Origin of the sequence: Aeromonas sp. FDAARGOS 1410 (assembly GCF_019048745.1) — a bacterium.
In the GTDB taxonomy this organism is placed as follows: domain Bacteria; phylum Pseudomonadota; class Gammaproteobacteria; order Enterobacterales; family Aeromonadaceae; genus Aeromonas; species Aeromonas jandaei.
On the sequence record NZ_CP077401.1, the window covers coordinates 3,512,130 to 3,536,567 of the forward strand.

Here is a 24,438-nt window from a genome sequence, read left to right on the forward strand (position 1 = left end):
CAAAAAAGTCGATATCCACCAGAGGCCAGCAAGAGCAGAAGCAGCTCTGTTGCACGCCGTGATCCCGCTCACCTGCCGGCAACGCTCACCCTGTTTTCCCGCTTGTTCTGCCCCCCTCATGATGCTTTACTCAACACACGCATAGAGGAAGGAGTTTGCGGTTTGAAAGCATGGAAGCTGGCAGGCCATCTGTGGTTGATCCCCCTGGCAGGATGGTGCGAAGCGCCGCCTCCTGCCGAGGTGGTTTTTCTGTCGGCAGCCCCCGTTCCGCCTCTGCGCCTGCCGCTTGCAACTCCCGAGCCAGAACCACAGGCACAGGCACAGGCACAGGCACAGGCACAGGCACAGGCACAGGCACAGGCACAACAGGGGAACAAGCAGATCCATGTTTACAAGTCGGTGCAGAAGAACGGCGTAATCCGCTACTCGGACATGGTGCCGGAGCAGGGCAACTACGAGTTGCTGCTCTTTAACGACTGCTTCGCCTGCGACCCGAAATCGGACGTCAACTGGCACACTACCGAGCTTTTTCTCTATGACTATGCCAGCACTATCAAGGCGGCGGCAGACACCTATCACGTAGAACCAGCCCTCATCCGGGCACTCATCCACGCCGAATCGGCCTTCAATCCGATGGCGATTTCTCGCAAAGGGGCCATGGGTCTTACCCAGCTGATGCCGGAAACGGCGCGGGAGCTGGGGGTTGGCAATGCCCTGCTGGCAGAGCAGAACATCTTCGGCGGGGTAAAATATCTGGCGGGATTGCTCAAGCAGTATGACGGCAACATAGCGCTGGCTACCGCAGCCTATAACGCGGGTGCTGGCGCCGTGCAAAAACATGGCGGCATCCCCCCCTACGCCGAAACTCGCGCCTATGTGGAGCGTGTCCAGCTGCTGCATCAGCGATACAAAGAGATGCTGCAGGCCAAGGGGCTATAGGCCCTCAGGTTTTTCCCACCGCCAGAAAACAAAAAACACGCCCTTGGGCGTGTCGATACCACACTTTGTTTCGCGAACGATTACTTCTGCTCAGCCGCCACCAGGCGATAAGCCAGCGCACCCAGAATGGCACCGACGATCGGGGCAACCCAGAACAGCCACAACTGGCCGATAGCCCAGTCACCGACAAACAGCGCAACGCCGGTGCTGCGGGCCGGGTTGACCGAGGTATTGGTCACCGGAATGCTCACCAGATGGATCAGGGTCAGGCACAGGCCGATGGCAACCGGGGCAAGCGCAGCTGGCGCACGGCTGTCGGTAGCGCCCATGATGACGAACAGGAAGAAGCCGGTCATCACAGCTTCGCACACCAGTGCTGCCATCATGCTGTAGCCGCCCGGAGAGTGCTCACCGTAGCCATTGGAGGCAAAGCCGGCGGAGAGATCAAAACCGGCCTGGCCACTGGCAATCACATAGAGTACGGCAGCGGCGGCAATTGCCCCCAGCACCTGCGCCACTATGTAAGAGAACACGCCGGAAGCTGGAAAACGACCGCCAGCCCACAGACCGATGGTGACTGCCGGGTTGAGATGGCAACCGGAGATATGGCCGATGGCATATGCCATGGTCAGCACGGTCAGGCCGAATGCCAGCGATACGCCCAAGAGGCCGATCCCCACATGGGGGAAGGCTGCAGCCAGCACGGCACTGCCACAACCTCCCAATACCAGCCAGAAGGTTCCCAAAAACTCTGCTGCTACAGGTTTCACACTATGTCTCCCGATAAGATGAGATAAAAAGGCCCACAAAGGGGCCATGCGTTAACACGCGCAGCATTATGGGAGGAGCAATGGCCGATGCGAACCCGGTTACCAGCCGTCACAAAACGTGATTCAGGTCACAATTAGTTGATTAATAGAGGTATTTATCAGTAGTAAGCCACACAGAGGCTGTTGCCAACAAGGAGCCTCATGCGACAACTTGTGACTCCAAAGACCTGTTCTGTCTATTTGTTGATCAACAATTCAGGGCCACACCAGCGGATCACTTGATCGGCGAAAATCGGCTGACCACCTGACCCTGATGCTCAATCCACTCCATGAACATGGCGACGGGGCGGGCATAGACGGTGCCATCCTGCTCCGACTGATAGATCACCAGCTGCTCGCCTGTCTCGGTATGGCTGGCCAGGGTCAGCACCTGATAGTAACCCCCCTTGAAGTGTCGATAGCGGCCGGGTGTGGGTGCATGCATGGGATACCTCTGCAGATGGAACAGGACGGGAAAGGAGAAATATGCGCTGGCCAGTGCCAGTTGTATCAGCTTTTTCTCGTCGGAAATGACGATGAAGAGGCTTTTTTACACAAGCCAATCGTGCCAGAGAGCGTGAAGATTTCAACACAGTAGAGTAGCTTTGTTAATCACTCCCCCATCTTTCACTGGTGAACCTTGCCAAGCACAAACGATCGTGCTGAATTTAACCTTTTAATAACTCTGTTTTTGGGCTAAAAATCAGGAATTTCTACTAAAAAGAAGATTGTTCTAGCATTCAATTCTGTGAAGAATAGGGGAAAAGATATTTGATACTAAAAACCGCCTTTTTCGCCAATGCGTCCCTGTGGGGAAGGAATCACTGTCACCATGTTCACTATCGACAAGTCGCACAAGCTCGACGATGTCTGCTATGACATCCGCGGCCCGGTGCATAAAGAAGCTCGCCGTCTCGAAGACGAAGGCCACCGCATTCTCAAGCTCAACATCGGCAACCCGGCCCCGTTCGGCTTTGATGCGCCGGAAGAGATCATCAAGGATGTGATCCTCAACATGCCCCAGAGCCAGGGCTACTGCGACTCCAAGGGGCTCTTCTCCGCCCGCAAGGCGGTGATGCAGTACTACCAGCAAAAAGGGATGCGCAAGGTCGACATCGACGACATCTACATCGGCAATGGCGCCAGCGAGCTTATCGTGATGGCGATGCAGGCGCTGCTCAACAACGGCGACGAGATGCTGGTGCCCTCCCCCGACTACCCGCTCTGGACCGCCGCCGTCACTCTCTCCGGTGGCCATGCGGTGCACTATCGCTGCGACGAAGGGGCTGACTGGTACCCTGATCTCGACGACATCCGCGCCCGCATTACCCCGCGCACCCGCGGCCTGGTGCTGATCAACCCCAACAACCCGACCGGCGCCGTTTACGGCAGCGAGTTCCTGCTCGAGGTGATCGAGATCGCCCGCCAGCACAACCTCATCATCTTCGCCGACGAGATCTACGACAAGATCCTCTACGACGATATCTCCCACACCAGCGTCTGCACCCTGTGTGACGATGTGATGGTGGTGACCTTCAACGGCCTCTCCAAGGCTTACCGTGCCTGCGGCTTCCGTCAGGGCTGGATGGTCATCACCGGCCCCAAAGGCCGTGCCCGCGGTTACATTGAAGGGCTGGAGATGCTGGCCTCCATGCGGCTGTGTGCCAACGTGCCGATGCAGCACGCCATCCAGACTGCGCTCGGCGGTTACCAGAGCATCAACGAGCTGATCCTGCCGGGCGGCCGCCTGCGCAAGCAGCGGGACAAAGCGTGGGAGCTTTTGAACGAGATCCCGGGGGTCTCCTGCGTCAAACCCAAGGGGGCGCTCTACATGTTCCCACGCCTTGACCCCAAGGTGTACGACATCCGCGACGACCAGAAGATGGTGTTCGACCTGTTGCAGCAAGAAAAATTGCTGCTGGTGCAAGGCACCGGCTTCAACTGGCCGGCGCCGGATCACTTCCGACTGGTGTTCCTGCCCCGGGAAGAGGAGCTGGAGGATGCCATCGGCCGCCTCGCCCGCTTCCTCAAGGGCTACAAGCAGTAAGCAAGGCTCATGAAAAAGGCTCCCGCGGGAGCCTTTTTGTTATCTGTCGTTTTCTATCCGCACCATCAGCCGTGTAGCAGGGCACCGGCCACCAGTACCGCCATGGTGATAAGAGCCACCCCGATGATAAAGGGCAGCACCCAACGCACGAAGCGATCGTAGGGGATCTTGGCCAGCGCCAGACCAGCCACCAGATGGGCAGCAGTGGGGGCAAACAGGTTGATCCAGCCGGAGGCGGACTGATAGGCCGTGATCACCAGATCCCGCGAGATGCCGGAGAAGTCAGCCAGCGGCCCCATCAGCGGCATGGAGACAGTCGCCAGCCCCGAGGTGGAGGGGATGAAGAAGCTCAGGATGATGTGCACCAGATAGGCCATCAGGATAAATACCGACGAGGAGAGCCCGCTCACCAGCCCCTCGGCCCAGTGCAAGATGGTGTCGATGATGACCCCATGTTCCATCACCACATAGATGCCGCGTGCCACCGCTACCACCAGCGCCACCCCGATGAGGTCTCGCGCCCCGTTGAGGAAGGTCGCCACATAGTTGGACTCCGGCATCCGGTTGATCAGCGCGATCAGGATGGAGGCGCTGAAGAACAGGGTGGAGAGCTCGTCGAACCACCAGCCTAGGGTAGGCAGCAGATCGATGCCCAGATCTGACCAGGGCACCACCGCATAGATCATCAGCAGGAAGGTGCCGAAGAATACCAGCATGGTAAGCTTCTGCTTGCCGGTGAAGGCGAGGTTGCAGCTCTTCATCTGGGAGAACTCGTCGTCATAGACAATGTCGGCCAGCACAGAGCGGGACTTATCCTGCTGCACCTGCTTGGCGTAACGCATCACGAACCAGGAGGCGAAGATCACCAGCAACAACCACTGGATGACCCGCAGGCCAATCCCCTCACCGATGGGAATGCCGGCAAAACCGGAGGCGATGCCGGTAGCAAACGGGTTGACGGTGGAGGCTAGCACCCCGACCCCGGAGCCAAGCAGGATAATCCCCGCCGCCACCATGCGATCAAAGCCCGCCGCCATCATCACCGGCACGATGAGTGCCCAGAAGGCAACCGTCTCCTCCGCCATGCCAAAGGTGGATCCGCCGAGGGCAAAGAGAGCGATCAGCACCGGGATCAGCAGCCGTTCGCGCCCGGCAAAGCCGCGCACAATGGCTCCGACACCGGCATCCAGCGCCCCGCTCTGCATGGTCACCGCGAGAAAACCACCGATGATGAGCACGAACAGTGCCACGTCGGCCGCCTTGTGAAAGCCCTGAATGGGGGCCTTGAGCACATCGAATACCCCCTGCGGATGAGAGGGCAGCTCGGTGTAGCTGCCGGGCACCGGCAACAGTCGCTCATCACCGCTGTAGTCAGCCACGGCCGCGGCCGCCACCGGCTGCTGGGTCTTGGCCGTCACATAGTTGTATTTGCCCGCCGGCAGCACCCAGGTGAGGGCCGCCATCAGGGCGATGATGATGAAAAGCAGGGTATAGACAGTGGGGAGTTGGCGCTTTTTGGGCGCTTCATTTGGAGTGGTCATAGCTTCCGTACCTCGGCAATGCCGTCATGTGATCCGATCACCGCCAGACTAGCGGGTTTGATATGGGAAAAAGGTGATCGCTGATAATAAAATTCCGTAACTTAGCGGTATTTTTGCCAAAAAAACAGGGCCCCGCGGGGCCCCGTTTTCACTTGAGTCAGACTCAGAGCTCGACCACGTCGAATTTCACGTCCGGATTCACATCCGCATCGTAATCGACCTCGTCCAGACCGAAACCGAACAAGCGCAGGAACTCCTGCTTGTAGCCGGTGTAATCGGTCAGGTCGGAGAGGTTCTCGCTGGTGATGGATGGCCACAGGTCGCGGCAGGTCTGCTGCACGTCTTCACGCAGTTCCCAGTCATCCATGCGGATGCGGGCCTGATCGTCCAGCGCCATGTCGGATGCGTAGAGACGGGTGCGCATCATGCGATCCACCTGCTCCATGCACCCCTCGTGAATACCCTTTTCCTTCATGATCTTGAAGGCCATGGAGATATAGAGCGGCATCACCGGAATGGCGGAAGAGGCTTGAGTCACCACGGATTTCAGCACGGCCACGTGAGCGGTGCCGCCCTTGGCAGCCAGATCGCCTCGGATGGCGGCAGCGGCGCGGTCCAGATCTTCCTTGGCGCGACCCAGAGTGCCATGCCAGTAGATTGGCCAGGTCAGATCGGTACCGATGTAGGAGTAAGCCACGGACTTGGCGCCGTCAGCCAGCACGCCGGCATCGCGCAGGGCTGCCATCCACAACTCCCAATCCTGACCGCCCATGACGGTGATGGTGTTCTGGATCTCTTCCTCATTCGCCGGCTCAACGGTGGCGGTGATGATCTGATCCTTGTTGGTATCAATGGCGGTAGTGGTGTAGACCTCGCCGATCGGTTTCAGAGCGGAGCGCACCACTTCGCCGGTTTCCGGCATCTTGCGCACCGGAGAGGCCAGGGAGTAGACCACCAGATCAATCTGACCCAGATCCTGCTTGATGAGCTCGATCACCTTGGCGCGGCACTCGTTGGAGAAGGCATCGCCATTGACGCTTTTGGCGTAGAGGCCTGCCTCTTTGGCAGCCTTGTCGAAGGCGGCGGAGTTGTACCAGCCAGCGGTACCGGTCTTGGACTCGGTGCCCGCTTTTTCAAAGAAGACGCCGAGGGTGGCGGCGCCGGAGCCAAAGGCGGCAGCAATGCGGGAGGCCAGACCATAACCGGTGGAAGCGCCGATCACCAGCACCTTCTTGGGACCATTCTCGATGGTGCCCTTGGCTTTGGTATAAGCAATCTGGCGACGAACATTGGCTTCACAGCCAACCGGGTGAGTGGTGGTGCAGATAAAGCCGCGAACCTTGGGTTTGATAATCATATGGGGTCTCGGATCCGTTTAATGGATGAAATCGGGGCATAAGATACCTCATCTTGCCGCGATAAGGTGCTCTGATGTGTTGAACGGTGACAAAAATCCACAAGCCCACGACAGAAATGAAAGAGAAATAGCCTCCCAGAGCTTTGGTTGCCCCACGGCACATTCGGGCACTTGCCAGAAGCCGATTGCCCGCCCATGACTGGCATATACTTGGACAACATCGTGGCGCTGGATGATTGGCCCAACAGGGCGGAGGTAACATGACCAGATGTTGGCAAAGATGCTTGTTGTGGGCGGCTGTGGCACTGTTTGCAGCCAGTGAGGTATCAGCCAAACCGACGGTCGGCATGGTACTGAAATCGGTCCGCAACGAATTTTTCATCGAGATGGCGAAAGGGGCAGAGACCTACGCAACGGCCCACCCCGACGCCCTGACACTACAGCTAGAAGGCATCCAGCAGGAGGTGGATGTCACAGGTCAGGAGGCGATCATCCGCAAAATGATCGGCCAAAAAGTGGATGCCCTGGTGGTGGTACCGACCGATTCGGTCGCCATGCTGCCCGTTCTGATGGAGGCAATTCGTGCCGGCATTCTGGTCATCAACATGGACAACAAGCTCGATGACAGGGCACTGGTGCTGGAAGGGGTCAATGTCCCCTTCGTCGGCCCCAGCAACTTTGCCGGTGCGCGCAGTGTCGGCGAATATGTCGCCAAAAAACTCCCTGCGGGCAGTAAAGTCGGGCTGATAGAGGGCCCCCCCGGTGCCATCAACAGCCGGGCTCGTAGTGACGGATTCCGGGCTGCCCTGCGCGCTGCTGACATGGTTGTCGCCGGCGTGCGCAGCGGCTATTGGGACACAGCTCAGGGCAAGAGCGCCACTATCGATCTCCTCAAGGCAACCCCGGACGTCAAGGCGCTGCTCTGCGGTAACGACAATATGGCTATCGGTGCGGCTCAAGCTCTGACCGAGCTGGGGCTAAAGGGCAAGGTGCTGATCGGTGGCTATGACAATATTCCGGGGATCCACCCCTATCTCAGCGATGGCTCTGTGGTGGCAACCGCAGACCAGTATCCGGGCAAGCAGGCACAATATGCGCTCGACCTCGCCCTGAAAGCGCTGGCGCAGAAGATAACGCAAGCCGATCTGCCCGGCATAGTGCAAACCCCTGTGGAGCTGGTCACACATCCTTAGGAGGCTAGATGAAGGGGTGGTGGGTATTGCTGCTATTGTGGTGCCAACTTGCATCGGCCGGGCCAGTGCTAAACATCTATGCCGATGCCTACCCCCCTTTCATTCAGGTTACCGGAGAACAGCTGAGCGGCCCTTATGTCGATGTCTTTGCCCGCTTGGCCAAGCAGCAAGGGATAGAGATTAATTTGCAAGCCAAGCCCATGCGGCGCCTGCTCAAGATAGTGGCTACCGAGCCAAACAGCTGCGGACTTGGTGTGCACTTCTCGGCCGAGAATGCCGAAACCCTGCGCTACGTTGCGCGCATCGCCCCCATCACCCTCGCAGTCTACGCCCGGCAAGAAACTATTCCGCCCCTGAGCAACATAGAGGCGCTGCGCAACTACCGGATTGGTGCCATCGATGTGGCAGAGCTGAGGGAGCTGCTTGATAACGCAGCGATCCGCTACGAGCTGCTGCCCAAGGCCAGTCTTGGGATCGCCATGCTGCAAGCCGGGCGCTTCGACCTGCTGATTAGCGACGAGCTCCCCGAGCTGATCACCGCCCCCAGACATAAAAACAGGCTCCAGCGAGTGATGATCCTTGCCCGGGTGGAAAGGTGGCTAGCCTGCCATCCACAACTCCCGCCCGATACAGTGAAACGCCTGCGTGCATCGCTCTCCCTTGGAGTCTTTGGCGATACCATGGCCGATATCTGGCAAGGGTATGGTTTGAGCTCGGTATATGAGGGGGTCAGACGGGAGTGGATTGTTATTCCCTGACCACATCCCTATTCAACCTTCTCTCGCGGCCAACTTCAGCAACGTCGGTACAGGTTTCCTCGCCTGTTTTCGCTCTCTCCTACCTTTCACCTTGAGCGATCAATGGTGCCCCCGCTTGAGGCAGTCAGCAGGCTATCCGGGTGATCTTGCCCGCTTGCAGCTTGTAGAAGGCATCCTGCGGCAACTCCTGAGTCCAGATCGCCGCCTCATCGAGGTCGGCATAGACGCCACGCAGCATGGCGCCGAGCAGACCGTGGGAAATGACGATGGCGCGCTCGGCGACCTTCGGATCCAGCAGCCACTGCTGGGCGCGGCGCTGAATGCTGAGGACGCTCTCGGCCCCCGGCGCCTGCAGATACCAATCACCCCTGCCGGTATCGAGTTCAGGGTGAGCCTGGCAGAGCTCGGGGATCCGGCACCCTTCCCACTCCCCCATGCCAAACTCCATCAGCCGCTCATCCCAGATGATGCGATCGGCGGGAAAACCCAACTGCTCGCACACCAGCAGGGCGGTCTGACGGGCGCGCCCGAGCGGGCTGGCATAGACACTCCAGCGTGCCGGATCGGCCAGCTCGTCTCGTAGCCGCCGCCCCATGGCAATAGCTTGCGCTTGACCCTTCTCGGTCAGATCGGAGTTGCAGCGACCCTGCAGGCGCTGTTCGGCATTGAAAAGGGTCTGGCCATGGCGCAGCAGATAGATGATTCGTGACATGTGATTTCCAGCTGATTCAACGAGATGGGAACAAGGTGACAACCAGAGTGGGGCGGTAACGGCTTTCATTGCCCATGCAGGGTAACGCACAGCCAGCGTTACGGCCTGTGACTCTGGCTGTTGTCGCTTGTGCAGAGTATGGGGAGGCAGGTGTCATGCACCTACCCCTTCTTGATCTCCCGCAGGTAGCGGTAGATGGAGTGGACCGAGATGCCGAGCTGGCGCGCGGCGATCTGGGCACTGTCTTTAAGCTCGAAGATCCCCATGTCGTGCAGCTGATTGACGATAACCCGGGTCTTCTGGGAGGGCGGTACGGCCTCATTGCCACGCACCTCGGCACTGACGGTATCTATAGTGCTGTTGAGCGCTTCGTCGATGTTGCGGGCAAACACCTCGGGGGTAGCGTGGTTCTCGCTGGCATGCATGCACTCGGGCATCATGGCACGCAACACGGATTGCAGCGGGGCATCCATATCGGTGTTGATGCAGAGCAGTCCGATCGCCTTGTGCTCCCCGTTGCGGATGACAGTGGTGAGCGAACGCAGGGTCTTGCCGGTCGCACACTTGGTCATGTAGGGGCTGGAGATATCCTGCCCGCTCTTGAGCTTGATCATCGCCAGGTTGGTGATGGGGGCGCCGACGCTGCGGCCGGTGATATGACCGTTGGCAATCTTGATGATCGAGGGATTGCGCACATCCAGACTGTGGAGCAGTACCTCGGTGTGCTGACCATACATGGCGGCGATGCCATCCACGATGATCTCCATCGATTTGAGGATCTGGAAATCGTTCTGACTCAACTCTTGCAGCTTCACATTCGGACCTTCTTGCAAGGGCTGCTGCCGGGCGATGAACGCAGGGCAGCAGCCGACAGGGACACTCAGGCGGACATGATATCAATAATGGTGCTGTCTGTGGCAGACATGCCGTCCTTCACCATCTGACCCACGTTGCGAATGGTCTGATCCACGTTGTCTGAAACGATCCCCTGCCCCGACACCGAGTGGCTGTTAAGCGCCATCAGGAAGCCACGTACCGCCGCACCGGAGGAGGTGCTCACCTTCATGGCGCAGGAGGCTTTGGCTCCGTCACACACCATACCGGCACTGTCGCTCAGCACGTTCTGGATGGCGAAGCAGGATTGCTCGAAGCTGCCGCCCGCCAGATAGACCATGGCCATGGCGGCTGCCGCGCTGGTCACGGTATTGCCGCAGAAGGCCGACAGCGGCGGATAGTGGGACTTGATATAGATGGCGCCCAGATGGCTCATGATGAGGGCGCGAGCCAGCTGCTCTTCACTGGCACCATAGCGCTCGGCAATCACCATCACCGGGATGGTGGCCGCGATCCCCTGATTGCCGCTGCCGAAGTTGCTCATGGCTGGCAAGGTGGCGCCCCCCATACGGGCATCGGAGGCAGCCGCCGTCATCATCACGATGCGGTTCATCACATCCTCGCCGATAAGACCGGCATCGATGTTCTGCTGCATGGTACGACCGATCTCGAGACCATAGGGGTTGTTCATCCCCTCGGCGGAGAGCTTGCCATTCAGTTCGGAGGCCTTGAGGATGAACCTGATCTGCTCGAACTCCACCTGGGTGGCGAACTCATAGATGGCGGCGATGCTGATATCCACACCATCGCAGATTGCGCCGGTGGCACCGCTCTGGTTCTGATCGGCGGTGAAGGTCACCTCGCCATCGCGACGCTGCTCGACGATGCGGGTATGGCCACCGCACAGGGTCACTTCGGCGCTGTGCTCTTCACCTTTTTCATCAGAGCCATGAATAGTCACGCGGCAGAAGATAAACTCGGGGGCAGAAGTGCGGCTGACCAGCACGCCACCGGCATCGATCAGGGCCTGGGCACGTGCCACCTGATCTGCGGTGATGGCGGCCAGCACCTCCAGCCCACCATCGGCATTGCCACCGAGGGCGCCGGCCGCGGCTGCGATCGCCAGACCAATCTTGCCGGTACCCGGCACATAGACACCCATCGAGTTCTTGTAGAGATTATCCGACACCGCCACCTCGATACGACGCGGTGCGCAGCCCAGTTGCCGGGCGGCAACTGCGGCGGCATAAGCGGCAGCGATAGGCTCGGTACAGCCCAGCGCCGGTTTGACAACCTGTTGAATAATCTGCAGATACTGCTGCCACGCTTGTTTCATTGATTGAACCTTTCTCTATCCGTTACCGAGCGATATGGGCGATCGCTTCCACTTCAACCTTGACGCCCATCGGCAGATCCTTCACCGCGAAGCAGCTGCGCGCCGGACAATCTTTCTGGAAATAGGCTTTGTAAACCTCGTTAAACGCGGCAAAATCGCTGATCTCGGCGAGATAGCAGGTAGTCTTGAGGACTGTCGCCAGCGAGCCGCCGCCCGCCTCCAGCACCGCTTTCAGGTTTTCGAGTGCCTGACGACTCTGTGCCTCAATACCGCCGGCAACCACGCCGCCCTGCTGTTTGCACACCGGCAGCTGGCCGGAGGTAAAGATGAGGTCGCCATAGGCAGTGCCATGGCTGTAAGGTCCGATAGCGTCGGGAGCCGAGGCCGCAGTGATGATTTTTTTCATATTACCCACTCCGTAATTGCAATTATTTTTGCATTTATAGCTCTACTTTCGCTCAACATTATTTGCTTTTTTGTTTATCCATTCAACAAAAAGATAGAAAAATGGCCTAAAAAGGCATCTTTAGGTCTCATAGTAAACCGTGATCACCCTCCTGATTTGAATAAAAGAGAGCGCGGACGCATTGTTTGCAACGCATTCATTCAACTATATTTGCGCCCGCTCTTACCCTTACAACAACAAGAAGGTTCTAATGGACGCGCATAGCACCACACTCAACGGCCCCATGATGGGCACCCTGGAATGGAAAGAGGCGGTTCGCTTCGACAGCACCGACTGGGGCTGGATCATCATGAGCATCGGCATGGCCATCGGCGCGGGGATCGTCTTCCTGCCGGTACAGGTGGGGCTGATGGGGTTGTGGGTCTTTCTGCTCTCGGCAGTAATAGGCTATCCGGCCATGTATATGTTCCAGCGCCTCTTTATCAATACCCTGGCCACCTCGCCCGAATGCAAGGATTACCCCAGCGTCATCACCGGCTACCTTGGCAAGAACTGGGGTATGCTGCTCGGCGCCCTCTACTTCGTGATGCTGGTGATCTGGGTCTTCGTCTACTCCACCGCCATCACCAACGACAGCGCCTCCTTCCTGCAGAGCTTCGGCGTCACCGACGGCCTGCTCTCGGAAAATCCCCTCTACGGTCTGGTGCTGATTTGCGGTCTGGTGGCGCTGGCCTCGCGCGGCGAAAACCTGCTGTTCAAGATCTCCACCTTTATGGTGCTGACCAAGATCAGCGTGGTGGCCGTGCTCGGCCTGATGATGGTGGACAAGTGGGATGCGGCCAACATCACCGCCATACCTGCCGCCGGTGACTGGATGAAGGATGCCATCATCATGCTCCCCTTCACTCTCACCTCCATTCTCTTTATCCAGAGCCTGAGCCCAATGGTGATCTCCTACCGCTCGCGGGAGAAATCGCTGGAAGTTGCCCGCTTCAAGGCGATGCGCGCCATGAATATCGCCTTCGGCATCCTGTTTGTGGTGGTGTTCTTCTACGCCGTCTCCTTCACCCTGGCCATGGGTCACGATCAGGCGGTCAAAGCCTCCGAGGAGAACATCTCTGCACTGGCGATGGTGGCACAGGGGATGCCCGGCCAGACCCTCAAGCTGCTCAGCCTCACCCTCAACATCTTTGCGGTAATGACCGCCTACTTCGGCGTCTATCTGGGCTTTCGTGAAGCCTGTCAGGGGCTGGCAATGAACCTGCTGCGCCGGGTGTTGCCGGACAACCGCATCAACAAGGGGTTGGTGGGCAAAGGGATCATGGTGTTCACCGTCATGCTCTCCTGGGGGGCAATCGTGCTCAACGCCCCGGTGCTGAGCTTCACCTCCATCTGCAGCCCCATCTTCGGTATGGTGGGTTGCCTCATCCCGGCCTATCTGGTTTATCAGGTACCAGCGCTGCACAAGTACAAGGGCACTTCCCTCTACATCATCATCGTCACCGGCCTGCTGCTCTGTGTCTCGCCCTTCCTAGCGTTCAACTGATTAGCCAGATAACCAGACAGCCAACAGACGGGTCACCTTCGGGTGGCCCGTTTTCATTGCTATTGCGCTGGTAACAGAACAAAAAGCCAAGGGGATCACAACTTCCCCCTCTCCCTGACCGAAGTGCAGCTGCGAGGAGTAATATTCAGCCATAACCGCATGCACCCGTCTTTTCGGGTATCGAGGCCTCATATGAAATGGATTTTCAACCCGGCTATCAGGCTGGGCAACCAGCTCTCCTTCAAATACAAATTTCTGCTCTGGTCCTGTCTGATGCTGCTGCCGCTTGCCTACAGCATGGCCAATCTGCTGGGACGGCTGCAGGATGACAACGAACAGGCCCGCAAGGAGCTTGCCGGTGTCATCAATCTAGCCCCGGTGCCCGCCATCGAGCAGGCACTGCTGACCCACCGCAATCTGGTCACCCAGCACGCCTATGAGCAGAACCCGGTGGGAGAGGATAAGGTCAAAGGCGCCGCTCAAGCGGTGGAAGATAGTCTGCGCGCCTTTGCCGATACTCGTCAGGAAAATCCCGCTTTCGACGCCCTCAAACAGGGGTGGACTGCCCTGCAGAGCGAAGGGGGCAAGCTGGAGGTTGATCAGAGCAATCTTCGCCACGACAAGCTACTGACCGAAGTGCGCCACCTCTACAAGAACATCACCGCCGCCAGCAGCCTGATCCAGGATCCGGCACTCGGCACCTATTACATGGTGATCCTCACCAGCGAACGGCTGCCGCAACTGCGCGACCTGCTGGCTCAGGTGCGGGATCGCGCCGCCACCATCGCCGACTTCGGCCTGTTTCAGGCGGAAGGCTACAGCGGCCTGCGCTTTCGCCTTGACCTCATCAACGCCACCCTGCAGGAGCTGGAAGCCGACCTGACCCTGCTCTACCAGATTGAACCCGCCTATCGCGCCGAGCTGGGTCAGCAGACCGACGCCCTGCTGCAACAGGTGCGTCAGGGGGTCGATACCATGGAAAACAAGATGATGAAGGATCAGCTGGTACAGCTCTCAACCAAGGAGGTGCTGGCGCTGGGAGATGGGCTCGACAACACCATCACCAAGCTGGCAGGCCAGGTGCGCCAGCGGCTGGAAGCAGACCTGCATCAGCGCATGGCAGCCAACCAGCGCCACTTCTGGTGGGTCACGGCGCCACTGACCGCCATCCTGCTGCTCTATATCTACCTGATGATCGGCGCCTATCTCTCCCTGCGAGACACGGTGGGCCGGGTACGGGAGATCGCAGCCCGGGTCAACGCCCAGGATCTCAGCCAGCATATCGAGATTGTCGGTCAGGATGAGCTGGCCGCCATCAGCCGGGATTACAACGTCACCCTGGAGACCCTGCGCACCCTGATGCGGCGGGTACGGGAAAACGGCGTCACCGTGGTGGAGAGCGCCACCGAGATCGAGGATCGCACCTGCCGCTCGCAGGAGGTGATCGCCGCCCAGCAAGGGGAGACCCATCAGGTAGCCACCGCCATCAAGGAGCTGGCTGCGACTTCACAAGACATGGCAGGCAACGCCCTGCAGGCTGCCCGCATGACTCAGGAAGCCCAGCAGGTGGTGGGTCAGGGCGAGGCCGTGGTCGATCGCACCATCAAGGCGATCGACCATATCAACCGCGAAGTACTGCGCACCGCCGAGAGCATTGGTCAACTGGAGCAGCAGTGCAGCCAGATTGGTGGTGTCATCAGCGTGATACGCGGTATCGCCGAGCAGACCAACCTGCTGGCACTCAACGCCGCCATCGAGGCCGCCCGGGCGGGTGAACAGGGGCGCGGCTTCGCCGTGGTGGCCGATGAAGTGCGCTCGCTGGCCAGTCGCACCCAGGGGGCCACCGTCGAGATCCAGCAGATGATTGAACAGCTGCAATCCGGCGCCCGCGCCTCGGTCAATGCCATGTCTGCCGCCAGCCGCGAAGCGCAGGAAGGGGTCGGTCTCGCCCAGGAAGCCCAGCACGCTTTCGGCGCCATCACCGAGAAGGTGGATCGGATGGTCGATACCAATGCCATCATCGCCAGCGCCATCGAGCAGCAGGGCGCAGTGGTCAACGAGATCGAGCGCAATGTGGTGCGCATCTCCGATGGCAGTGACGAGGCGCTGCAGGTCGCCAACGAGGCGCGCGATGCCGCTCGCCAGATCCACCAGCTTACCGAGCAGCTGCGCAGCATGGTACAGAGCTTCATCCTCTAAACCAGCCTGATCCGGGTCAGCCATCAGTTAAAACCAGCCTCGTCGGGCTGGTTTTTTAATGCTCTGCTTCTGCCCCGCTAACCCCGAGCGGTATGATGCAAAAACCGCCATCGCTGTTGCGTGCAAGAGTGCCGCCAGAGTAAGCTCGGATGCAATAAAAAGAGTCGAACGCTACCTCTTTCCTGCACAAGTACAAGATACCGGCAAGAAAGTGGAAAAGCAGTTCAACCCGCGGAAGGTCACATCACGACAAACCCGTTCAGGCGAGGTATCGCAGATGGCGAAGTACCAGTTTTTCACCATGCCGGACTCCAACCGGCAGCACTACACCTTTATCGACATGGCCTCCCCCACCTTTCTGCCAGAAAAAGAGGCGCTACTGGCGCAGGGATTTGAAGTCGAGGAGGATTTTATCGATGCCCGGAGTCCGCAAGAAGCGGTGGAGAAGTACCGCTCCAACTTTATCTACGTGGCCGATGAGATAGGCAAGTCGGACGCTGGTTACGCCGCGGCCATCGCCGTGCAGGCGCTCGGCAAGGCACTGCAGGGGCAGAAGCGGAGCAATTGAGCTGATAAATGAAGTGCGGCTATCGGCAAGCTGCCGATGGCCGCAGGCAATGCTGGCAATGTAGTTCAGCAGCGGGCCAGCTGGCGGAGCATCTCGATCAGCTCCTCTTCGCTGCTCGGCTCATAAGCAAGCTGCAGACAGGGGGCCGCGCCCCCCATCAACATGTAGACATTGGTGCTGCAGTGGTCGTAGTGATACCACTTACCATTGATGCAGACGTCGGTATAGCACCTCGGATCCCTTTCCAGTTCCATATTCACATCCTTTTGTTACATCTCCACAACATCACTTCTGACCGTAAAGTAACCGCCGAGGATCACACTTGATGCAGATCAAGAGAAGCGGCTGACAACCGCAGATATCTGACGGATCTGTGGCCTGCACGGCCCGGAGTGGCCCATTGCTATCCGAATGAAGATGGGGAAAGCCCCGCGACAGCATTGCGGGCGTTCCACAACAAAAACGGCGCCCGCAGGCGCCGTTTTTTCATCTCCCCGCCAAAGCGAGGGGCAAGCCAAAAGGCTTATTCGTCTTCCAGATAGGCGTAGCCTTGCAGACCCAGCTCCAGCTCGTCGAGCAGGGCTTTACGGGTTGCGTCGTCCAGCGCCGGGTGGGAGGCGATCCGCTGATAGTTCTCGCGAATGACGGACGGGTCGATGTTGACGTAACGCAGCAGCTGGTCGACGGTATCGCCGCGCACCACGTTGCGAATGTCCATCTTGCCCTCTTCGTCCAGCCACACTTCCGCGCAGTGGGTGTCACCGAACAGGTTGTGCAGGTCGCCCAGGATCTCCTGATAGGCACCCACCAGGAAGAAGCCGACGTGGCACTCTTCGTTCTCGCCGTAAACCGGCATCGGCAGGGTGCTCTCGACCCCCAGACCGTCGACGTAGTGCTCGACCTGACCGTCGGAGTCACAGGTGATATCCATCAGGATGCCGCGACGGCTGAGCGGACGCTCGAGACCGGCCAGCGGCATCACCGGGAATACCTGACCGATACCCCAGGCATCCGGCAGGGACTGGAACAGGGAGAAGTTGGCAAAGCACTTGTCAGCCAGCTTTTCACTCAGTTCGTCAGCCAGCGCACGGTGGTTGCGGTTGACCGGATTGAGCAGCTCTTTGAGCGCCAGACAGGTGTTCTGGTGCAGCATCTCGGCCCAGGCACGCTGTTCGAGGTTGAGCAGACCCATGGTGTACTGGGTGTTGACGTCAGCCAGATCGGCTACCGAGTCGTGGAAGATCTCCAGCAGGGAGGGATCTTCACCGCTCAGATCCTGCCACCCTTTCCACATGTTCTGCAGAATGGTCGGCGCATCTTCGCCCGGCGCGCTGATGTCGTTCATCTCCACCCCTTCGGCACCAATGATGTTGGTGACCAGTACGGCGTGGTGAGCGGTCAGGGCTCGGCCGGATTCGCTGATGATGGTCGGGTGCGGCAAGTCGAACTCGCGGCAGACATCGCCGATACCCCAGACCACGTTGTTGGCGTACTCGGAGAGGCTGTAGTTGGCGGAGCAGTGGCTCTGGGAACGGGTTCCCTCGTAGTCCACGCCCAGGCCGCCACCGACGTCAACGACTTCGATGTTGGCACCGAGACGACGCAGTTCAGCGTAGAAACGGCCGCACTCGCGGATACCGCCCTGAATGTCGCGGATGTTGGCGATCTGGGAGCCCAGATGGAAGTGCAGCAGTTGCAGGCAATCCAGCTTGCCGACACTGCGCAGACGCTCGATCAGCGCCAGGATCTGGGAGGCTGACAGACCGAATTTGGACATGGAGCCGCCGCTCGACTCCCACATGCCGGAGCCGGTGGAGGCGAGCTTGGCGCGCACGCCAATATTGGGCTTGATGTTGAGACGAGCTGACTCGTCCAGCACCATCTCCAGCTCGGAGGGCTTCTCTACCACGATGTAGACCTTGTGGCCCATCAGGTTGCCGAGCAGAGCGTGGCGGATATATTCGCGGTCTTTGTAACCGTTGCAGACGATCACCGAGCCTTGCTCATGGTGATGGGAAAGCACGGCCAGCAGTTCCGGTTTGGAACCAGCTTCCAGGCCAAGCCGGGGCTTGTCGCTGTAGGACTGGCTGATGGTCTCGATGACTCGACGCTGTTGGTTTACCTTGATCGGGTAAACGCAGAGGTAGTCCCCTTCATAGCCTGACTTTTCGATGGCCTGACCGAAGGCATTGAACAGCGCATCGACCCGGCTCTTGAGGATGTCGGGGAAGCGCAGCAGCACGGGGGTGGTCAGCCCGGACTGGCGCAACTGTTCGATGGCGTCAGAAAGCACGATCTGTGCGTCAGGGCGTGACTTGTCGGGAGCAACGGTCACATGACCGGCGTCATTGATATTGAAAAAACCCGCACCCCAGTAGGGAACGTTGTAGACCTTCAAGGAGTCCTTGCTGGACCAGTTAGTCATGGGCTATGCCTCGCAAATGAGCGACGGGAAGTCGCCTTCGTTACCCTCAATCACATCCAGACCATCTTGTGCAAAGCAGTGTTGCGCTTTGCACATCGCGGCAAGCCAGAGGCTGCCTGGTGGATCTTGGGAAGTAACGAGTCTTGATGTGGGGCTGGTGGCTTTACATCAAGCTCAACGGTATGCGGTGCTACTTTACGTTGCGCCGCGGTACTTTGATGACAAACGACATCAGCCACGTCGTCCGTTCATCATTCGGCAGCCATCACGACAGCAGGAGAGGGTTCCAAGGAAGAGAAGCGAAGGCGCCAGCACGCATGCGTGTTGATAGACGACAACAACCACAGCCCAGCTCATATCCAGTGACCGCCCATGACAAGGGAAGATGATGAGCCGTTGGCCCACTCGGTCAAAAGAAAGATGAGTGTCTGTTGTTCTCCCTGATACCGGAGCCTAACCGGTATTAAAGAAACCATTCCCCAGCAGTGTCTGTCGTTTCTGCGTGCCTCGCCCTATAGGCGTATGATCCTTCCGGTTTCTGGCGGCTCTGCCTGCTTCAGGGTTACCTTCGGATCGGCGCGGAGTGTACACACTTACCGCGGGCGGTGACAATAAAAAATAGTGCTCAAAATCCTCTTTTAATAAGCCACTCAAATCTTGCTGGCGGGCAGGCGGGGGCTGGGATAGCGCATGATCGCCCCACCCCGTTATGCGCGATGAAAAGAGTCGCTTTTCCCCCTCCAAAGAGGCAGCCCTTGTGATGCGAGACTTGCAGGCCAAACACCCCGTTGCCGACCATGATTAAAAATCCCCGAAGTGGCGACTTTTATGCGCAATAAACCGGCAGCAGCTGTGCTTGTGCCCGCTGGTAGGACCAAGACAAAAAATGGGAAAAACCTGCGCTGACGCAATGAGTGGTAGGGCTGGATTGACGCAAAATGAGCGCTCACAACCGGAGGCTGATTAATGGATACCCTGCTTGAGCGTTTTTTGCGTTACGTGACTTTTCATACCCGCTCTGACGAGACCAATCCCGCCTGCCCGAGCAGCGAGGGACAACTGATCTTCGCCCGCGCCCTGCAAGAAGAGATGGAAGCGCTGGGGCTGACTCAGGTCACTCTGGATGAGCACGGCTACCTCACCGGCTGCCTGCCGGGCAACCAGCCGGATGCTCCCGCCATCGGCCTGATTGCCCACATGGACACCGCCGATTATGAAGCGGAGCACGTGGTGCCGCAGATCATCGAGAACTATCAGGGCGGCGATATCTGTCTTGGCAAGGGTGACGAGGTACTCGCCATCCGTGACTACCGCTTCCTGAAAAACTATCTGGGGCAGGACCTCATCACCACCGACGGCACCACCCTGCTGGGCGCCGACGACAAGGCGGGTATCGCCGAAATCCTCAGCGCCATCGACCATCTGCAGGCGCACCCCGAGATCCCGCGCGGTGATGTCTGGGTCGGCTTTACCCCGGACGAAGAGATTGGCCGTGGCGCCAACCTCTTCCCGCTCGACAGATTCCCGGCCAAGTGGGCCTACACCGTCGATGGTGGCGAGCTCGGCGAGCTGGAGTTCGAGAACTTCAACGCCGCCAGCGCCAACATCCGCTTCGTCGGCAACAACGTCCACCCCGGCACCGCCAAGGGGAGCATGATCAACAGCCAGACCCTGGCCGCCCGCTTCCACGCCGCCATGCCGGCCGACGAGACCCCGGAGTGCACCGAGGGATATGAGGGCTTCTTCCATCTGGCCCAGATGAGCGGCACCGTGGAGGAGAGCAGCCTGCACTACATCATCCGCGACTTTGACGACCAGCGTTTTGCCGAGCGCAAAGCCTTGATGGAGAGCCGGGTGGCCGCCATGCAGGCCGAGCATCCCAAGGCACGCATCGAGCTGACCCTGACCGACAGCTATCGCAACATGCGCAGCCAAATTGAGCCGCACATGCATATCGTCGAGCTTGCTCGCACCGCCATGGAGGCCGCCGACGTAGTGCCCAAGATCAAACCCATTCGCGGTGGTACCGATGGCGCCCGCCTCTCCTTTATGGGTCTGCCCTGCCCCAACCTCTTCACCGGTGGTCACAACTTCCACGGCAAGCACGAGTTCATCCCGTTGCAATCCATGGAAAAAGCGGTCGCCACCCTGGTCGAGCTGGTGCGCCTCACCTCGGCCTGGCGCGGCTAAACCGGCCATCGTCACCACAGTGACACCCAAGAGGGGAGCCGCTTAACCGGCTCCCCTCTTTGCCATCAAACTGTCATCCCATCGACATCTGCCGGGAACAGTAACCCGCCATGCTGGGGGCAAAGGATCGCCGGAGCCCCCAGATGTTCACTATCGATACCCTGCTTGCCCAGCACTTCCCGCGCCTCAATGGCCATCCCCGGCTTGCCAGCCTCGGCAAACGAGCCCTGGGCTGGCTGCTCAACGAACCCGCCTTTAACGACTTTGCCAAGCGCCATCCTCACCTGCGCGGCCTCGACTTTGTCGAGCAGGCGCTGGCGGAGCTGGCGGTAGATTGCCGGGTGAACGAGGCGCAGCTTGAGCACATTCCCGCCAGTGGCCGGGTCATTATCGTTGCCAATCACCCCATCGGCTCCATCGACGGGCTGGCATTGCTGCGCCTGCTCGGTCGCATCCGGCCGGACGTCAAGATAGTGGCCAATCAGCTGCTGGCGCAACTGACGCCACTGCGCCCCCTGCTGCTGCCGGTGGACAACATGGAGGGCAAGACCGACCGGCAGGCCATTCTGGCCATGGGGGAGCATCTTGCCAGGGAGGGGGCACTGGTGATCTTCCCCGCCGGCGAAGTGTCGCGCCTCGGCCCCGGCGGAATCAAGGATGGCCCCTGGCAGGGCGGTTTTATCAAGCTGGCCAAACGCACCGCCACCCCGCTGGTGCCCATCCACGTGGGAGGGAGCAACAGCGCCGCCTTCTATCTCGCCTCCTGGCTCAACAAACCCGCCTCAGCCCTGCTGCTGGTGCGCCAGCTGTTTCGCCAGCAGGGGCAGACCCTGCCGCTCACCATAGGGGCGCGCATCCCGATCACCGGTTTTCAGGAGCTGCCGGCCAAGAGCGCGGCAAAACTGGTGCGCAGCCACCTCTACCGGATTGGCCGCGGCAAGCCGGGACGGCTGCAGACCGAAGCCCCCATCGCCCTGCCGGAGGAGCGTCGCCAGCTCAAACAGGCCATCGAAAGCTGCGAGCTGCTCGGCACCACCCCGGATGGACAGGGGATCTACCTCTACCGCCGCCACGAGGCGAGCCACTCGGTGATCCTGCGCGAACTGGGTCGGCTGCGGGAGATCGCCTTTCGCGCGGTGGGGGAAGGTTCGGGCAAAAGGCGGGATCTCGACCCCTTCGATGATGACTACCACCACCTCATACTCTGGGATCCTGCCCGGCTCGACATCATCGGCGCCTACCGTTTCGCGCCGGTGGCCGAGTTGCTGGCAAGCAAGGGGCTTGGCGGCCTCTACAGCCACACCCTGTTCGGCTTTGAAGAGAAGCTGCTGCCGCGGCTGGAGCTTGCCATCGAGCTTGGCCGCAGCTTTATCCAACCCGCCTACTGGGGTAAACGGGGGCTCGATTATCTCTGGTTCGGCATAGGTGCCTATCTGGCCCGTTATCCTCGCTACCGCTACCTGTTTGGCCCGGTGTCACTCTCCGGCAGCCTGCCACCACAGGCCAAGGATCTGCTGGTGAGCTTCTACCGCCAGCACTTTGCTCCCGAGCTGGCGCTCGCCCCCTCTCGCCGCCCCTATCCCGCCACGCCAGCGCTGTTTACCGGTCTCGACTACGGCGCCGACCTCAAGGAGCTCAAGGAGCGTCTCGGCAATCTGGGTTGCGCCATCCCAACCCTCTACAAGCAGTACTCCGAGCTGTGCGAACCGGGCGGCGTCCAGTTCATGGACTTTGGCATCGACCCCGACTTCAACCACTGCATCGATGGCCTGGTGTGGGTCGATGTGAGCCGCATCAAGCCCCACAAACAGGCACGCTATATCGGCCCCCTCGCAAGCACTGAAACCGGCGAATAGCCGAGGCTGAGAGGCCACAAAGGAAAAAGAGAGGGAGGCCAGCGCCTCCCTCTCTCATCTTGTCCGGCAATCCGCTCTTACTCGGCAGCAGGTTTGCGATCCGAGTGACCCAGATCCCGCTCGGGTGCAATGACATCGCGCACCCGCTGCTTGATCTCCTTGGCCTCGGGGAAGCCCTCGTCGACCACCCGATCCCACACCAGCACACCGTCCACCAGAATGCGGAACTCCCCCTTGCTGGCGGGCACCAGCGCCACCTCGCCCAGCTCGCTGTCGAAGGTGGAGAGCAGCTCCTGCGCCAGCCATGCAGCGCGCAGCATCCAGCGGCAGAGGGTGCAGTAACGGATCTCGATCCGCGGTTTAACTGGGGAAAGGGTCATGTCGCTCATGCGGTTCTCCATCAAGGGCATCGAAAGGGAGCAGGGTAGCTCACTGCTCGACCCCGTGGAAGTCGGCCAGCCAGTAACGGGCAATGGTACGCATAGTAGACTCCGGCAGCTCGAACAGGCCGGGCGCCAGCGGGCCGGCGGCCAGCATGCGGATCCCCTCCATGATCTCAGCCAGCACCAGATAGACATACTCGCCGATGACGGCGCCGTGGACGAAATTGACCGCCTCGCCCCGGTTGAGCAGATAGATCTGGGTGCCATCGGGCCTGTTGAGGGCCAGCACATGGGGGCACACCTCCTCCGTCGGCCAGGGGAGCTGGGCCAGCGAGAAGGCGAACTCGTCGTCGGCGGAGGTGACCGAGGCGACCATGGTGCCGGGGCGCAGCAGTTGCAGATCCGCCAGATCGAGTGAACCGTTGCCGGTGGAGCAGATCACCAGTTCGGCGCGGCTCAGGGCCTCCGCCTTGCTGATGAGACGAAAACCGTGGGAGAGCGCCTCCACCTGACGCAAAACGTCGGTCTCCACCAGCCCGAGGTGAAGGTTGCGACAGCGCAGATCGCGTGCGATGCTGCGCCCCACCTTGCCATAGCCAAACAGCGCCGCCTCGCAGACGTTGAAGGTGCGGTTGAGATTGCGGGCCAGCGACTCGGCGGAGTAGACCACGCTCAGACCGATCTGGATATCTTCGGCCTGTTTCAGGGGGCTGCGCGCAACCGAGACCACCGGGGTAGCCAGCACCTCCTGCTCGTAGCGTTGATGGCCGTTTTCGGTCATCTCCACCACCCCGAGCAGACGGGGGCCAAAGTATTCGCTCAGGGTCACCTGAGTCGTGGCAAAGTAGCCACCGATATCGAGGATCAACAGCCTCTCATGGGGGGCCACCAGCGGCGCGATCTGCTCGATGACGCCCTGCGGACAGTTGGTCCACTGGCGATTGAGTGGTACGACCGGATAGTGGCGGGAGACCCACTCCAGGGTCGGGCCGTGTACCGATTTGGGTTTGGGCAGGATGGCGCCGATACGGCCAATCTGGCTGAGAGCCTCGATAAAACGGGGACGATCAGGAAGCAGGTGGGTAACCAGCAGAATGCAGAGACCTTCGATACGGCCCTGCCCGGTGAAATGGCGAAAAAACAGATGCTCAGATCCTTGACTGCGCAACTGTGGCCTCCTTAATTTGCCCCAAAATGTGTGCTGCAAAGCAAGCAAACAGAACCCGGCGCAGCCGGGTTCTGTGTGTGTCCAGATAAGTGAAAATCCTTTTTATCTTAAACACATAGGAGGGCTCAATCTTTATATCTCAAGAGTATGAGCAGGTATGCAAAAATGACC

The 24,438-nt window shown here is 59.6% G+C and carries 21 protein-coding genes; 9 read left to right on the plus strand and 12 right to left on the minus strand.

Features of this window, described 5'->3' with window-relative positions; genetic code table 11:
- The first annotated feature begins 162 nt into the window (after positions 1-162).
- Positions 163-939, plus strand: a complete 777-nt coding sequence (locus I6L40_RS16265) for a lytic transglycosylase domain-containing protein (protein ID WP_216994575.1) — start codon at positions 163-165, stop codon at positions 937-939.
- Between the two features lie 80 nt (positions 940-1,019).
- On the opposite strand, the gene aqpZ is transcribed toward I6L40_RS16265, so the two are convergent.
- Both aqpZ and I6L40_RS16275 read right to left on the minus strand, forming a co-directional pair.
- On the minus strand, positions 1,020-1,709 hold the full coding sequence (aqpZ, locus tag I6L40_RS16270) for an aquaporin Z (RefSeq protein WP_033115030.1): 690 nt from the start codon (positions 1,707-1,709) through the stop codon (positions 1,020-1,022).
- A gap of 274 nt (positions 1,710-1,983) precedes the next feature.
- Entirely contained in the window at positions 1,984-2,193 is a 210-nt protein-coding gene (locus I6L40_RS16275; RefSeq protein ID WP_033115029.1) for a DUF1653 domain-containing protein, read from the minus strand.
- Positions 2,194-2,580: 387 nt separating this feature from the next.
- Here I6L40_RS16275 and I6L40_RS16280 point away from each other — a divergent pair, with 387 nt between their 5' ends.
- Complete coding sequence (locus I6L40_RS16280; protein ID WP_043851260.1) at positions 2,581-3,795, plus strand: pyridoxal phosphate-dependent aminotransferase; 1,215 nt, start codon at positions 2,581-2,583, stop codon at positions 3,793-3,795.
- Positions 3,796-3,860: 65 nt separating this feature from the next.
- Here the strand turns inward: I6L40_RS16280 and I6L40_RS16285 are convergent, their stop codons facing one another.
- On the minus strand, positions 3,861-5,336 hold the full coding sequence (locus I6L40_RS16285; RefSeq protein ID WP_216994576.1) for a YfcC family protein: 1,476 nt from the start codon (positions 5,334-5,336) through the stop codon (positions 3,861-3,863).
- A gap of 163 nt (positions 5,337-5,499) precedes the next feature.
- Positions 5,500-6,693, minus strand: a complete 1,194-nt coding sequence (fabV, locus tag I6L40_RS16290; RefSeq protein WP_021229323.1) for an enoyl-ACP reductase FabV — start codon at positions 6,691-6,693, stop codon at positions 5,500-5,502.
- 299 nt (positions 6,694-6,992) lie between these two features.
- Here fabV and I6L40_RS16295 point away from each other — a divergent pair, with 299 nt between their 5' ends.
- Both I6L40_RS16295 and I6L40_RS16300 read left to right on the plus strand, forming a co-directional pair.
- Positions 6,993-7,886: a sugar ABC transporter substrate-binding protein gene (locus tag I6L40_RS16295; protein ID WP_232097825.1), complete on the plus strand. Its 894-nt coding sequence runs from the start codon at positions 6,993-6,995 to the stop codon at positions 7,884-7,886.
- 8 nt (positions 7,887-7,894) lie between these two features.
- The gene (locus I6L40_RS16300) at positions 7,895-8,644 is read left to right on the plus strand and encodes an ABC transporter substrate-binding protein (RefSeq protein ID WP_216994577.1); all 750 of its coding nucleotides are present in this window, start codon (positions 7,895-7,897) and stop codon (positions 8,642-8,644) included.
- 124 nt (positions 8,645-8,768) lie between these two features.
- Here the strand turns inward: I6L40_RS16300 and I6L40_RS16305 are convergent, their stop codons facing one another.
- The 4 genes from I6L40_RS16305 to I6L40_RS16320 all read right to left on the minus strand — a co-directional run bounded on the left by I6L40_RS16305 (position 8,769) and on the right by I6L40_RS16320 (position 11,932).
- The gene (locus tag I6L40_RS16305; RefSeq protein WP_216994578.1) at positions 8,769-9,356 is read right to left on the minus strand and encodes a histidine phosphatase family protein; all 588 of its coding nucleotides are present in this window, start codon (positions 9,354-9,356) and stop codon (positions 8,769-8,771) included.
- Between the two features lie 161 nt (positions 9,357-9,517).
- A complete protein-coding gene (locus I6L40_RS16310) occupies positions 9,518-10,171 on the minus strand; it encodes a transcriptional regulator (protein WP_216994579.1) in 654 nt (217 codons plus the stop codon).
- 65 nt (positions 10,172-10,236) lie between these two features.
- Positions 10,237-11,526 (minus strand): serine dehydratase subunit alpha family protein, encoded by a 1,290-nt coding sequence (locus I6L40_RS16315; protein ID WP_216994580.1) that lies wholly within the window; start codon positions 11,524-11,526, stop codon positions 10,237-10,239.
- Positions 11,527-11,548: 22 nt separating this feature from the next.
- Positions 11,549-11,932, minus strand: coding sequence for a Rid family detoxifying hydrolase (locus tag I6L40_RS16320; RefSeq protein ID WP_203975567.1), 384 nt, complete (start codon positions 11,930-11,932; stop codon positions 11,549-11,551).
- A gap of 250 nt (positions 11,933-12,182) precedes the next feature.
- Here I6L40_RS16320 and I6L40_RS16325 point away from each other — a divergent pair, with 250 nt between their 5' ends.
- The 3 genes from I6L40_RS16325 to I6L40_RS16335 all read left to right on the plus strand — a co-directional run bounded on the left by I6L40_RS16325 (position 12,183) and on the right by I6L40_RS16335 (position 16,245).
- Positions 12,183-13,478 carry an amino acid permease gene (locus I6L40_RS16325; protein WP_216994581.1) on the plus strand — a complete coding sequence of 432 codons (1,296 nt, stop codon included), beginning with the start codon at positions 12,183-12,185 and terminating at the stop codon, positions 13,476-13,478.
- A 192-nt stretch (positions 13,479-13,670) separates the two neighbouring features.
- Positions 13,671-15,677 (plus strand): methyl-accepting chemotaxis protein, encoded by a 2,007-nt coding sequence (locus tag I6L40_RS16330; protein ID WP_216994582.1) that lies wholly within the window; start codon positions 13,671-13,673, stop codon positions 15,675-15,677.
- 277 nt (positions 15,678-15,954) lie between these two features.
- Complete coding sequence (locus I6L40_RS16335) at positions 15,955-16,245, plus strand: hypothetical protein (protein ID WP_216994583.1); 291 nt, start codon at positions 15,955-15,957, stop codon at positions 16,243-16,245.
- Between the two features lie 65 nt (positions 16,246-16,310).
- Here I6L40_RS16335 and I6L40_RS16340 read toward each other — a convergent pair whose 3' ends face one another.
- Positions 16,311-16,499 carry a hypothetical protein gene (locus I6L40_RS16340; protein WP_201960632.1) on the minus strand — a complete coding sequence of 63 codons (189 nt, stop codon included), beginning with the start codon at positions 16,497-16,499 and terminating at the stop codon, positions 16,311-16,313.
- 269 nt (positions 16,500-16,768) lie between these two features.
- Positions 16,769-18,670 carry a biosynthetic arginine decarboxylase gene (gene speA, locus I6L40_RS16345; protein WP_041208699.1) on the minus strand — a complete coding sequence of 634 codons (1,902 nt, stop codon included), beginning with the start codon at positions 18,668-18,670 and terminating at the stop codon, positions 16,769-16,771.
- A gap of 966 nt (positions 18,671-19,636) precedes the next feature.
- On the opposite strand from speA, the gene pepT reads away from it, so the two are divergent.
- A complete protein-coding gene (gene pepT / locus I6L40_RS16350) occupies positions 19,637-20,860 on the plus strand; it encodes a peptidase T (protein WP_216994584.1) in 1,224 nt (407 codons plus the stop codon).
- Positions 20,861-21,003: 143 nt separating this feature from the next.
- Positions 21,004-22,716: a lysophospholipid acyltransferase family protein gene (locus tag I6L40_RS16355; RefSeq protein WP_216994585.1), complete on the plus strand. Its 1,713-nt coding sequence runs from the start codon at positions 21,004-21,006 to the stop codon at positions 22,714-22,716.
- Between the two features lie 77 nt (positions 22,717-22,793).
- Here the strand turns inward: I6L40_RS16355 and I6L40_RS16360 are convergent, their stop codons facing one another.
- Complete coding sequence (locus I6L40_RS16360) at positions 22,794-23,105, minus strand: SelT/SelW/SelH family protein (protein ID WP_041208704.1); 312 nt, start codon at positions 23,103-23,105, stop codon at positions 22,794-22,796.
- Positions 23,106-23,145: 40 nt separating this feature from the next.
- Complete coding sequence (locus tag I6L40_RS16365; protein ID WP_043851246.1) at positions 23,146-24,267, minus strand: adenosylhomocysteinase; 1,122 nt, start codon at positions 24,265-24,267, stop codon at positions 23,146-23,148.
- Positions 24,268-24,438: the final 171 nt, after the last annotated feature.